At 37.6% G+C, this 13,453-nt stretch carries 12 protein-coding genes; 8 read left to right on the top strand and 4 right to left on the bottom strand.

Annotation, left to right across the window (positions count from 1 at the left end):
• Positions 1-473 precede the first annotated feature (473 nt).
• Complete coding sequence (locus FHG08_RS18765; protein ID WP_138605826.1) at positions 474-2,591, top strand: methyl-accepting chemotaxis protein; 2,118 nt, start codon at positions 474-476, stop codon at positions 2,589-2,591.
• A gap of 65 nt (positions 2,592-2,656) precedes the next feature.
• Here FHG08_RS18765 and FHG08_RS18770 read toward each other — a convergent pair whose 3' ends face one another.
• Positions 2,657-3,244 carry a TetR/AcrR family transcriptional regulator gene (locus FHG08_RS18770; protein ID WP_178956949.1) on the bottom strand — a complete coding sequence of 196 codons (588 nt, stop codon included), beginning with the start codon at positions 3,242-3,244 and terminating at the stop codon, positions 2,657-2,659.
• 112 nt (positions 3,245-3,356) lie between these two features.
• Here FHG08_RS18770 and FHG08_RS18775 point away from each other — a divergent pair, with 112 nt between their 5' ends.
• On the top strand, positions 3,357-3,899 hold the full coding sequence (locus FHG08_RS18775; RefSeq protein ID WP_138764933.1) for a carboxymuconolactone decarboxylase family protein: 543 nt from the start codon (positions 3,357-3,359) through the stop codon (positions 3,897-3,899).
• Positions 3,900-3,958: 59 nt separating this feature from the next.
• Here FHG08_RS18775 and FHG08_RS18780 read toward each other — a convergent pair whose 3' ends face one another.
• Positions 3,959-4,489 carry a hypothetical protein gene (locus tag FHG08_RS18780; RefSeq protein ID WP_178956948.1) on the bottom strand — a complete coding sequence of 177 codons (531 nt, stop codon included), beginning with the start codon at positions 4,487-4,489 and terminating at the stop codon, positions 3,959-3,961.
• A gap of 48 nt (positions 4,490-4,537) precedes the next feature.
• On the opposite strand from FHG08_RS18780, the gene FHG08_RS18785 reads away from it, so the two are divergent.
• Entirely contained in the window at positions 4,538-4,897 is a 360-nt protein-coding gene (locus FHG08_RS18785; RefSeq protein ID WP_138764932.1) for a DUF1294 domain-containing protein, read from the top strand.
• Between the two features lie 47 nt (positions 4,898-4,944).
• Here FHG08_RS18785 and FHG08_RS18790 read toward each other — a convergent pair whose 3' ends face one another.
• Positions 4,945-5,289: a PEGA domain-containing protein gene (locus tag FHG08_RS18790; protein ID WP_178956947.1), complete on the bottom strand. Its 345-nt coding sequence runs from the start codon at positions 5,287-5,289 to the stop codon at positions 4,945-4,947.
• Positions 5,290-5,467: 178 nt separating this feature from the next.
• On the bottom strand, positions 5,468-7,441 hold the full coding sequence (locus tag FHG08_RS18795) for a serine/threonine-protein kinase (RefSeq protein WP_138605837.1): 1,974 nt from the start codon (positions 7,439-7,441) through the stop codon (positions 5,468-5,470).
• Positions 7,442-7,834: 393 nt separating this feature from the next.
• On the opposite strand from FHG08_RS18795, the gene tagH reads away from it, so the two are divergent.
• The 5 genes from tagH to tssM form a co-directional block, all read left to right on the top strand.
• A complete protein-coding gene (gene tagH, locus FHG08_RS18800; RefSeq protein ID WP_178956946.1) occupies positions 7,835-9,103 on the top strand; it encodes a type VI secretion system-associated FHA domain protein TagH in 1,269 nt (422 codons plus the stop codon).
• 15 nt (positions 9,104-9,118) lie between these two features.
• Complete coding sequence (gene tssJ / locus FHG08_RS18805; protein ID WP_138605841.1) at positions 9,119-9,583, top strand: type VI secretion system lipoprotein TssJ; 465 nt, start codon at positions 9,119-9,121, stop codon at positions 9,581-9,583.
• Between the two features lie 15 nt (positions 9,584-9,598).
• The gene (gene tssK, locus FHG08_RS18810; protein ID WP_138605843.1) at positions 9,599-10,927 is read left to right on the top strand and encodes a type VI secretion system baseplate subunit TssK; all 1,329 of its coding nucleotides are present in this window, start codon (positions 9,599-9,601) and stop codon (positions 10,925-10,927) included.
• Between the two features lie 22 nt (positions 10,928-10,949).
• Entirely contained in the window at positions 10,950-12,230 is a 1,281-nt protein-coding gene (gene tssL, locus FHG08_RS18815) for a type VI secretion system protein TssL, long form (RefSeq protein ID WP_178956945.1), read from the top strand.
• A gap of 10 nt (positions 12,231-12,240) precedes the next feature.
• On the top strand, positions 12,241-13,453 hold a 1,213-nt coding region (gene tssM, locus FHG08_RS18820), incomplete at its 3' end, for a type VI secretion system membrane subunit TssM (protein WP_178983219.1).

Raw genomic sequence — 13,453 nt, forward strand, 5'->3', positions numbered from 1 at the left:
TACCATTGCTATCATGAGTGGATAAGCGGTGTTATGGCTCGCTCAGGAATAGCTTGTTGACCCATACACAAAAACCCCTAAAGTAACAAGAAAGTCGGCCGATAGATTAGTTGTTATCGGAGAGTTTGCTGATTTTTTGCCACATTGGCAATCAATACCTCTTTAGATAGCTATCTTAATTGATAAATCTGTAAAAGTGATACGGTAACATTTTATATTATATAGCTGATGCAACTGGCCGACTGGTTGGAACAGTATTCTCATGATTAGTGTATAAACTATATGGATTAAAGCCTTGCCTGTGGATAGGTGTTTGCTTGTTGTTGTGCTAATAACCCAGCGGCGAAATGAGCAAAGTTAAATGGTAGTTGGTTATGAGGTTACGTTATTCAGGCTAATTTAAAACATTTAATAAAATGTTATTTAAATTGGTCTAAACTAAAAAATAAATAAGTAAAGCAAGGTAGTTATAAATGCGGGAAATAGCGTTAGCAAAAAAGTTATTGTGGATAAGCGTCGGAAGTATACTTTTAACGGTGGTACTATTTTCAGGCATACTGTGGTCTAAACTCTCATCGAGTAATGCGAATACTTCTGCTGAGGCCGAAACTTTAATTGTAAATGAGGTGGATGGTCGATTAACAGCAAATGCAGCCGCCTATGGTGAGAAAATCGCTGCCTTTATTAATGAAGCTTACCGAATACCCTTTTCGCTTGGTAGCATTTTAGAAGATGCCGACAAAGCCTCAATAGAACGTGACTCAGTTGTTTCTTTAAATCGCTCGTTATTAGAAAGTAACGATGTTATTTCTTCTATATATTCTCAGTTTGAACAAAACGGCTTTGATGGTAAAGATAGCGAATTTACTCAAGGCTATGATCACTCTGTTGCCGGTGCTGGAACATTAGAAATTTATTTCACTAAAAACAGTAATGGCTTGGTTGAACAACAGGTCGTTGAAGACGCGGCAGAAAAATACGCGGATAAAATAAATGAATTTGGTTTACGTGAGGCAGAGTGGTACTTGTGTGCTAAAGACAAGTTAAAACCATGCATTATGGAACCCTACTTATATGAGATAACACCGGGTTACTCAGAAATGATGACTTCACTTGTTGTACCCGTTATTAAATCAGGCAAGTTTGTTGGTGTAACTGGGGCTGATATTACCTTACCTGTATTTCAAAAGTTAACAGAAGAGCTTTCAAATGCGCTTTACAATGGCAAAGCAAAAGTAACGTTACTTAGCCATTTGGGCTTAATTGTTGGTACCAGTCATTATAAAGAAAAATTAGGCCGTCCACTGAAAGAAGCTGTTAGCGCTAAAAGTTATGAAAGTTACAAAGCACTAAAAGGCACTAAAGGAATTAACAAGCAAGCCGCAGAAATAATGGTGTCTTACCCAATTGAAATTAAGCTTGCTGATGTGAAATGGATGCTGCTAATTGAAGTACCCGCGGAACTTGCTTTTGAGGGGCCAATTCAATTAACTGCAGGCATGTCTGAGGCAGCAAAAGAGCTGGGTGTGATTATTTTGATCACAGGTACTGTGATTGCGGTATTGGCATTTATAGTAATGAAGCTCGTTGTAGGTAGTGTTGTAGCGCCACTGCAGCAAATTCAGGAACGCGTTGACAACTTAGCAAGCTCTGAAGGCGATTTAACTCAAACTCTGCATGTAGATACTCACGCTGAATTGATTGCACTAGCTGGAGGGTTTAATAAGTTTTTATCAAAACTTCGTGAATTGATCAGTGAGCTAAAAGCGGTCTCAGATCAAACCAAACACCAAGGTGAGGTTACTTCGAACATTGCGGTAGAAACCAAGCACAATGTGCAAGCACAGTTTAAAGAAATTGAAAGTGTGGTTACTGCAATGAACGAAATGAGCGCGACAGCACTTGAAGTGGCAAAAGCTTCAGAGCAATCGGCGCAACAAGCAGATGAAATTAATACCCTAGTGGTAAGTAGCGAATCGAGCTTATCATCAGCTATGACGCAAGTTAAAACCATGTCAGAGGAAATTAAAGAAGCTAATCAGGCGGTAGAGAAAGTAGCATCGCGTAGTAATGATATTACCCAAATACTTGATGTGATCCGAACTATCTCTGAACAAACTAACTTACTAGCGCTAAACGCAGCTATTGAGGCTGCGCGAGCAGGGGAGCACGGACGTGGTTTTGCCGTTGTTGCTGATGAGGTTAGAGCTTTAGCATCTAAAACGCGTTCATCAACCGATGACATTAGTAGTTTAATCGACAGCTTACTTTCAGAAGTGGGTAATGCATCAACTGTTATTGAAAAAGGTGTAGTACGCGCTGAAACTGCAGTAGATGAAACCTCAACGGCTTTTGATGCACTGCACAGTGTGGTTGTGAAAGTAGATGAAATAACCAATCAAATTACCCATATTGCAACGGCTGCAGAAGAACAAAGCCTAGTCACCGAAGAAATAAATCGCAACTTGACAATAATTTCTGATGCCGCCTCACAGCTTTCAGATTTATCTGCTCAGGCAGGCGACAGCAGTGAAGAGCTGAATAAACTGGTTGCGCAGCAAGACTCTGAACTTAATAAATTAAAAACCTAGACGTCGAACTTTGTTTTTAAATTAAAAAGGCAGCTAATTTAGATTAGCTGCCTTTTTATTTTCGGCTAAAGACTTTTCATGAGTGAAAACATGTTTTCGATCATTGGTTTGGCTAAATGCTCTACGTTTGGTCGATTAAAATAATTACGTAAGCCAGTAAATTGTATTTGGAAAAAACGAGCATAATCTATAGCGGCAATATTTCCGCTTAGCCCTTTATCAGCTATAGCGAGTGTAAATAGTTCAGTAAGGTAATGTTCAAAGTCTATCATTAGCTCTACACTGATTTGGTAAAGATAACTGTCTTTCTCAATGAACTCATTATTAGCTTTTACTAACATGCAGATAGCACTTGGAGTATTACTTTTTGAGGAGATAACAACATACTCTACAAAATCTTGAAGTGCGTCAAGAATACTGCTGCATGATACTAAACGCTCATTTATTAAGCTTTGCATTTGCTTGGCATAGTTTTTTATCGCTTCACAATATAAACCTTCCTTAGAGCCAAATGCCGCATAAATGCTGCCAGGACGCATGTTAATTGCATCTTGTAAATCGCGAGTGGATGTAGCATGAAAGCCCTTCTCCCAGAATAATTGACTAGCGGCACGAACAACTTGCTCGCGTTCAAATTTAACTTTATTGGCCATAATAGTTTCTATTAAATTGAGCGACTGTTCAATTTTAACTTGAGCAGTCGCTCAAAATCAAATAGTATGTGTTTCGAAGTTAGTTAATTACATTAATTTATTGGAGCAGAACATGGCAGAATTTACGTTATATACTCAAGACAACGCACCTGAAGAATCAAAATCGCTTATGGCTGATTCAGTAGCAGCATTTGGTATGGTGCCAAACCTTCATGCAGTAATGGCAGAAGCACCTACGCTTCTTAAAGGCTACCAAGTACTGCACGACTTATTTCAAAAAACATCGTTTAACGCAGAAGAGCTAACAGTGGTATGGCAGTCAATTAATGTTGAGCACGAATGCCATTACTGTGTACCAGCACACAGCGCAATTGCCGCTTCAATGAAAGTTGATCAAGGTATTGTTGATGCATTGGTTAATGAAACGCCACTTGCAGATGCAAAACTTGAAGTACTTCGTGAAACAACGCTTGCAATGACACGCAATCGCGGCGTAATTAGCAATGAGCAAATTGAGAAATTTTTTGCAGTAGGTTACGGTAAACAGCAACTGCTAGAAATAATTGTTGGTTTATCGCAAAAAGTAATGAGCAATTACACTAATCACCTAGCTGATACACCCGTTGACGAACCATTTAAAAAATTCGCAAAATAATAGCGGTTTTATAAATAACAAAGGCAGCCTAGGCTGCCTTTTGAGTTTTAGGACCAAAGTTACTTAAATTTAACGGTTTTTGTACTGCGAGTATAAATACGCTGTTCCGGTTTAGTCCATTCTCCTTTTTTTAAATAAGAGGTAGAAACAACAAACTGTTGATCTTTAAATTCACTGGTTGATTTAACTTTAGTGATCCCTTCTTTGCTACCAGTAACATCTTCGTAAGCCACAAATTGCGTTGAGCTCAGCACTTTCATGACGCCTTTAGTATAAAAACCAGCTGTTGTGAAGTAATAGAAAACCAGTGACTGTTTTTTACGATCATAGAAAATCATTGACTCCCCTCCATACTCACCCTCATTAATCGAGTGTGAAGTACGAATGGCTTTACCATTAAGTGCGCGCTGCCAATTACTGACATCTTGAATGCTTGGCTGACCTGTTTCGGTATTGAAATCCGCTTGCCATGTGCCTAAGTAAGGCGTAAATATCGCAAGTTCTGGCGCTAGTAAGTCTGCTTCATTATTTGCTTGAATACTAAATATAGATAGTGATAACAGCAGCATCGCGGCCTTTAAATATGTCATAATTTAACCTAAGTGTTTTTTAATTATTTTCATTATAGGCGATTATTTTTGATAAAAAGTACCTTAATTATATTTTCGAGTATGTTTATAGCTGCAATATGGCTTGCTTATTTAAATCATAAAATTGAGATGTTTATACCGATCTATATTTCATTACTCAGTGGTATTACTTTTTTATATTATGCCTGGGATAAACGAAAAGCAGTGCAGTCGAATCGTAAACAAGTAAGTCGTATACCTGAGCGACATTTACATCTCTGTGCTCTATTAGGAGGGTGGCCAGGCGCACTTATCGCGCAGCAAGCTTTACGGCATAAGTCAAAAAAGCGCGTATTTATAGTGGTATTGTGGTTGTGTATAGCGGTGAATTTAAGCTTGGGCGGTTATATCTGGTATGTTTATTATTAATGCTAAAATGCCTTTATTTAAAAAGGCATTTTACTGCATTAAACAGTCTATTGCGCAGATTGACTTGATTGTTTTTCATCGAGCTCTATGGTTAAGATAGTTTTTTTATCAACCGTTATCCAGTTTCTATAAGTAATATAACCTGCCTTACTTACTTCAATATCATATTTACCTGCATCTAGTTCAATAGCATCTTGATACACAGGCACTATATTCATTATACGAACTCTAGAGTCGGCTGGGTTAGTGATAACCGTAAGTGATATTGGTGCATTTTCTTCGCTCATTTGAGGAGTTGGCTCAATAACAACATCTTCAGTTTTGTTTGTTTTAGATGTTGCTGAACAGCCAGTGAGTATGAGTGCTGCAGCTAGCAAGCTTAAATTTTTCATAGGTACTCCATAAATTATAAAAAGTCTAAATATGTAAAATCTTGGCGGAGTGTATGATGATATGAATGCACTCGTCGTCCTTGACTTTGTTGTCTGTATTTTGATTTTAGTCTAATAGCTATGCAATCGTTATTCAATCACTGCTGTGTTATTTTTGAACAATAAATAAACGCATTTTTTAGAGCATTTTGTCTAACGACTGAGTAATCGCTTCACTTTTTTCAACTAAACGTTCAGCGGCTTTATACATTCTTTTTTTCATTAAATCGTTTGCTGTACTGATGTAACGTCTCGACAATTCTTTTCTCAACGAAATTAAAAGTGAGAAGTCATCCGGTAATGCTGTTGATTCAGATTTAATAAATTCTTCGAATTCCATTAAAGCTTTATGATCTTCTATTGTTTCTAACTGAGCAGAGAATCGTTGAAACTTAGGACCATAAAACACCACGGCATCGGCACGAGGAAAGTCTGCCTGTTCGCCTAAATTAATCTTTTGCTGATACGCAGTTAATGCATTAATAGCAGATTCTCGCTGCATTAAATTTGCTAGTAACTCATCCGCTTTTTTGTTGTTTGTAAAAACGATTTTACCCACGTTTAAGAGAACTTTTTGGGTGATCACATCGTCACTTTCTATCGCGGTATTTAACGCAACTGTAAAATTATCAAAGTGAAGATCTGTAGGCTGATAACGGTAAGTTTTATCAACTTCTTTTAAGTCAAAAATCAAGTGGGCAATACTATTTGGCTGCTCCTCGTTATAACGCGACTGTTCGAGTAATAAATCGATTCTGGCTGTAATATCAAAAATAATTGATTGGCGTTCCCTAAGCACACTTTCTAATTGCATTGATAGTTTTTCTGAGTCAGGGTAATAATTTAATGCATCAGAGTAAACGGCTATAATTTTATCGAAATCTTTAAATTTACGACCAGCGATATTATTAAACTGATTAGCTTCATCGTTAAAGCTCTCTAATATGCTTTGCTGGTTTGATCTTAGTAACCCTTGTTTAAGCACTTCATATTGTGGCGGGATTTGTTCAAGTTTGTTTAAAATTGTTGGCCCCTGCCAAGACATCCACGCTTCTACTTGTTGATTAATTGCTTTGGCATTATCGAGTTGTGCCTGTAATTGTTTAGTATTATCTGAGTTTGAGTAATAGTTTTGCGTAATCAAAGCAATAATGGCTATACTCGCTGCTGTAGCAAAAATAGCAGGGTTTAAGTTTGTTGTAAGACTTTTTAAAATGGGCTCTAATGATTCAAGCCTTTGATTCGCATTTAAAACTAATGCTTTATTTAAATTGTTCCACAAAAGAATAGGGCAGTTACTTGGTTTTTTCACTGTTGTGTTTTTAGGAACTTTATCTGCAGCAATACGGTTAAATGGGTGTTTACTGCTGAGAAGTTCATAAGCAATGCATGCAAAAGAAAATACATCGTCTTTTACTGATGCTTCACTACCCTTTAATTGTTCAGGACTTGCATATGTTGGGGTGTAGCCGCCAATTGTTGCCAGTTCACTGTCATTTTTTACAGCGTATTGATCGTCTAAGCTTTTGTGTTTGGCAATACCAAAGTCAAGTACTTTAAGGTTACCGTTAGAATCAAAAATAATATTTGAAGGCTTGAGGTCATTATGAATGACGCCACGCGAGTGGGCATATACAAGAGCGTCAGTTAATTGCTTTAAAATAATTTTTGCTTTTTTAAACGCTAAGCCAGAGGGTTTGTTTCGTTTAATAATTTGTTCTAGTGTTTCCCCTTCAATTAACTCCATAGTGACATAATATAGATCGCCGTCAGAGTCTGCTGAGTACACTTTGACAATACTTGGGTGGGAAAGCTGTTGCGTTTTTGCTGTTTCATCTTTTAGTAGTGAGATAGCTTCTTCAGAGCTTGAGAATTCTTCTTGAAGTACTTTAATTGCTACCGATGCTTCTGAGCGATTACCGTTTTCTAAAAAAGTATCGCGCGCCCGATAGATATAACACATCCCGCCTTGGCCAATCAGCTCTTCAATTAAATAGCGGCCAGATATTTTTTTGCCAAGTAGATTTTGCTTGCGAATGTTTGACGTTTTTTTTGCGTTTGAGTCTAGGGAAGCAATCTGAGTTTTATCGTTGTGATCATTAGTACTGCTCATAAAAAATCCTTTTATTGTGTTAAGTTAAATAATTACAAAGGTAAATATTCTCTGCTTATCTATCAATTTTCCCTCTGATATGAGCATGTATTTTACAAAAATATACAATTATAGCAATGCCTGAATGACATATTATTGTTGGTAAATTTCCCTTACTGTAAATTGAAAAAGTCGGTTTAAAGCTAGAAGGAGTCTCTAAGAAGGCTATTTTCGGTCTAGTTATAAAGCATTACGGTAAAATATTTCATCGCTGTATAATTTGTTTATCAAACGTCTTGTTTTAGAGACAAAATCAATAGCGCAATATTTTCTTGTGTTAATTTCAATGTTGACAATAGTTTCGCTTCTACTTTATCCTGTTCACAATAATGATATAAGGGACTGACTTATCAAATGGAACTGATACTAAACATCACTAGTTATCACAGACTTTCACCTGAAATAGAAGCCACTAAAACTGTAACAGATTCATTAACTTTTGGTCGCTCTGAAGCGTGCGATTGGCACTTACCTGATCCCGAAAAAATAATCTCAAGTAAACACGGCATAATAGAAAAAGAAGGTGACTCTTTTTACGTATACGATAATTCAACCAATGGATTATTTATTAATTTTGCTGTAGCGCCGCTCGGTCAAGGCAACAAACAACGTTTGTCAGACAGTGACGTGTTAACCATTGGCGATTTTCAAGTCAGTGTGGTGCTAACATCAGCTCAACAAGTCGATGTGAGTAATTCTGCTCCAAGTCATTTTCAATCAGTAGATGCTTTCGCTGCGCAAAATTCTCAACCGGCTGAGCAGTCTATACCTTCATTCGATGACTCGATTATGAATGAGTCGATGCCTGAGATATCAGTGACTGCGCAGCAACAAACTGATAATCATATTCCGGAAGACTGGGATGAATTAACGCGCCTTATGAATACCGATGATTTTGACATTGGCAATAATGTTAGCAATTCATCAGCACCTGTTGATACCCCTGCGCCTATTCAAGAACCCCCCCGTTCAAGTAGCCACGCTAATGAGCATAAGCCTGAGATACAGTCTGCACCAGTAAAAAACGTGGTTCAAAGTGACAAGGCGTTATCAGATGCGTTTTTAAAAGGGTTGGGGATTAAAGATGAACTTAAAAATTCGTTAGATAATGAAAAGCTGTGGTTTGAAATGGGCCAAGGGCTTAATTTATTGCTCACTGAGCTTATGGAATCTTTACGTCAACGCGCTATTGTAAAAAACAAATTAAGATTGAATCATACGATGTTTCAGGCTGAGCAAAACAATCCATTAAAATTTTCTGCCAACATTGATGACGTTATTCAGAACTTGTTCATAAAAAATAGTGCAAGCTTTCTGTCTTCGAATGAATCTATTAAAGAAAGCTTTATAGACACACGTAAGCATGAGCATGCATTACTCGCTGGTGCAGATGGCGTGTTAAAAGGGATGTTGTCGCAGGTTTCTCCCATGCAAATTAATCAACAGGCAAACGATAATTCTAACGTGTTAAAAATTATCCCTGGTCAAATAGAGTCTAAATGCTGGAAATTATATCAAAGTTTATATGATGATATTTCTCAGGAAGTGAACACTAAAGGCGCCATGGCAATGTCAGATGATTTCTTAAAGGCATACAACGATCGAATCAAAGAAACGCACTAGAAAGGAAAGTAAATAATGTACAAAGTTAAGCTCTACTTATTGAGTTTTAGTTTACTATTTTTGGTAATGGGATGTTCTACGATGAATAAAATCGTACCCCCTTCTACCGATCTGATCATTAATGTATCTAAAAATGTTAATCCAGATACATCAGAACGTCCTTCTCCAGTGGTAATGAAAATTTTTGAGCTCAGCTCAAGAACTATTTTTGACACGCAGGACTTTTTTAGCTTGTACGACACACCAGAAAAGATCCTCGGACCTGACTTATTAAAAAAAGATGAATTAGAACTTCAGCCTGATTCTGTGCAGCAATATAAAATGAGCCTTAATCGTAATACTCGTTACGTTGGGGTTGTTGTTGCTTATAGAAATATAGACCAAGCAAGGTGGAGAGCGGTTATAGAAGTTGACCCTACCGGCTATGACGATATCAATGTTAATGTAGAAGCAATTGCGACATACATGAGAGAGCAATAAAAAAGGATTTTTAAAATGGGTGATAACACTCGTGTTGCTTGGACTGAAGGGATGTTTTTAAGACCTCAGCACTTTCAACAAGCAGACAAATATATTTCCAATGTTATCAAGCAAGTTTGCAGTGGCAACCTTGCTGATCCATGGGGGATAATTGATATAAGTATTGATAATGAATTACTTAACAGCGGGCAGTTTGCCGTGGACGCATTATCAGCAATCACTCCAGACTTATTACCAATAGATATGCCTCAATCAACGTCGCTACCTGAACCGTTGGTGGTTAATAAAGATGTTTTTGATGAAGTTGTTTATCTTGCCATCCCTGCGCTAAAAAATAGCGGGATTAATATATCTTCAGCCGACGATAATACAGTGACTCGTTATAAACTCAATGACCTGTCAGTGAGTGATGATTTATTAGGAGCGCAATCTCAAGAAATTATTCAAGTTGCGAAAGTGTATAGCAAATTGATGCTGTCGTCTGATGATCACTCAGGCTATATTGTATTACCTTTAGCTAGAATTATAGATGTGAGTAGTGAAGGCCAAATAAAGTTAGATGCAAAGTATATTCCTCCATCTTTAAAAGTAGGGCAATGTAAACCCTTATCAGGGCTAGTCAGAGAAATAGGCTCAATGATAAAGCAACGCGCTGAAAGCATCGCCGCAAGGCTCAGCCAGGGCTATGCAGGAAGTTCTTCAGTTGCAGATTTTATCATGCTACAAACATTAAATAAGTATGATGCGATATTTAATAACTTACTTAGTGTCAATAGTTTACACCCTAATGTATTTTACAGTCGTTTAATTGAGCTTGCGGGCGAGTTATCAACCTTCAGCACTGCTAATAAGAGAGTGCCTAAATTACCCAATTATGACCATACTAATTTAGGGCAGGTATTTAATGAAGTGGTTAACTTTTTATATCAGTCGTTGAGTCACGTTATTGAGCAAACAGCAACTGAAATTAAACTTGAGCAAAGTAAATTTGGTATTTCTTTTGGTGCGTTAAAAGATAAGTCTATTCTTAATTCAGCCCAATTTGTATTAGCAATTAAAGCAAGTGTGCCTCATGAAGAATTAAGAAAAATTCTACCTTCACAAATTAAAATTGGCAGTGTAGAAACTATTCGAGATCTGGTAAATAACCAAATTCCAGGTATTACGATTAGTAATTTACCAACAGCACCAAGACAAATTCCTTATCATGCTGGTTTTCATTATTTTGAATTAAATAGGCATGGTGAACATTGGGATAAATTGCGTTCCAGTGGGGGAATTGCCATTCACCTCTCAGGAAACTACCCTGAGCTACAATTAAGCCTTTGGGCGATAAGAACTTAACTTTTTAAAAGGAAGAGTTTCAATGGACGAAACCATTATCAAACCTCGCCCAGGTCGATTAGGGCGAAATACGCCAAGTAGCAACCCTGCACAAAATGATGCTGATAAAACAGTGATGTCGGTCGAGCCGCCTTCTGCAAAATTATTAGGTAGTAACAAAGTATCGATATTTAAAAACCCTTTGTTAGAAGCGGCAACCGATTGTTTTTCGCTTGTAATTTCAATCAATCAATCGCTTGAAATGAGTAACCTTGCAGCGCTTAAACATCGTTGTGTTGAGGCTATCAAACGATTTGAAGTAGAAGTTCGCAATCAGCACTTATCAAAAGAGGTGATCAATAATTCGCGTTATTGTTTGTGCGCCATTCTTGATGAGTCTGTATTGAACTCAAAATGGAGTTCAATGGAGTGGGCGGATGAAAGCCTACTTTCTACCTTTCATAAAGAAACCTTTGGCGGTGAATATTTTTACACGCTACTTGATTCAGGCTTAGCTCAACCAGAGAGAAATCAACAATTTTTAGAGTTGCAATATCACTGCTTGAATTTAGGATTTAAAGGTAAATATCGCCTAGGTGCCGGTGGTGATACAAAAATCGAAGAATATCGTTCACAACTTTATCATTTATTAAACCAACTTAATGGGCCAATTAACAATAAGCTGTCTCCAAACTGGAAGCAAAGAGTAGCAGCGGGTGTTGAACTGAGAAATCAAGTTCCACTTTGGGTCATATTTTCGGTATTGGGGCTCATATTATTGATGATCTATTTATCAATAAATATGAAGCTGAATAACGATGTTGTAGAGATTAATGAAAAGCTAGCAGGTATTCACCCTTTAGCAGTTAACCAAACTGTTGATAAAAAAGATCAGCAATTACGCGTACTTGAACAGTTGTTGCAAACAGAGATTAAAATGGGGATTGTCGCCGTTGCTAAAACCTCCGATGGGATCCGCATTACAATTAATAGTGAAAACTTGTTTAAGCAAGGAGACGCACAACTTCTCCCTTCATTCCAGCCTATTTTAGAAAAGTTAGCGTTAAGCCTAGAAGGAACTAAAGGGCGAGTCCTCATAACAGGTCATACAGATGACTTACCAATTAGTACTGATAAGTACCCTTCTAATTGGCATCTATCTTTAGCTAGAGCAACACAAGTTGCTAATTTAATGGCTAAAAGTACCAATTTGAGCGGTCGTCTATGGCCAGAAGGAAAGGGCGCAGCAGAGCCTATCGCCAGCAATTCAGATTCAGCTTCTCGGTCGTTAAACCGCAGAATTGAAATCGATCTATTATTTTAATGAGGCTGTAATGAGTTTCTCACAAAAATTTAAAAAAATAACCTACGCACTAACGTCTCGAACCGCTATTTTAATTATCGGTTTTTTAGCCTTATCATTATTAATTTGGTTTGGTGGTCCCCTAATTGCGATTGCAGATTATGTACCGCTTGCCGGTGTTGCAGCAAGACTACTAACTATTTTATTGATACTACTTGTTTTTTCTGTGACTAAAATTTATCGCCTTATGCAGCAAAGCAAACGTGATGAAAAAATGGCAGATGAGTTAATAGATAACAACGATGCAAATAGTAGTGAAGTTAACGAAGAAATAACCACCTTAAAAACCAGAATGAATGAAGCCATAGATTTACTCAAAGACGTAAAACTATTTAAAGGTAAAAATATATACCAATTACCTTGGTATATCATGATTGGTCCACCTGGCGCAGGTAAAACAACGGTTATTCATAATTCAGGCCTAGATTACCCATTAAAGGATAAGCTTGGGGTTGATTTAGTGCATGGTGTTGGTGGTACGCGCAATTGTGATTGGTGGTTTACCAATAAAGCGGTATTAATCGACACCGCCGGTCGTTACACAACGCAAAGTAGCCACGCTAAACACGACTCTAGAGCATGGGAAGGCTTTCTCGGGTTACTAAGAAAACATCGCCCATTACGCCCTATAAATGGGGTAATGATCAGTATGGGTATTTCTGAACTTATGAGTCAGACCAAAACTGAGCGAAACCTTCATGCACGAGCTATAAAACAACGCCTTCAAGAACTACAAAACCAGCTTGGTATGACATTTCCTGTCTATGTTATTTTTTCTAAAGTAGATTTAATTGAAGGATTCAGGGAGTTCTTTGGCGAACTTACTGAGGAAGAATGTGAACAAGTTTGGGGGATCACCTTTGAGCTTGATTTAGATAAAGATACTCAAGTCGATGCATTTAACAAAGAATTCCATGCTTTAATCTCTAAACTTACAGAGATGTTGAACCGTCGACTGATCAACGAGCGTAATGAAGCTATTCGAGCTAAAATCTTTGAATTCCCCAGACAGCTACGTGTACTACAAGGGGTAGCTGATGACTTCTTAAAAGAGATTTTTACTCCTAACGCTTATGAAGAGTTACCTATGTTCAGAGGAGTGTATTTAACCAGCGCCACTCAAGAGGGAACCCCTTCAAGCTTTTTAAATGATGCTAGCGCAGGTAAAACCGATTATATTAGCG

Origin of the sequence: Pseudoalteromonas sp. Scap03, from assembly GCF_013393115.1 — a bacterium.
Lineage (GTDB): Bacteria > Pseudomonadota > Gammaproteobacteria > Enterobacterales > Alteromonadaceae > Pseudoalteromonas.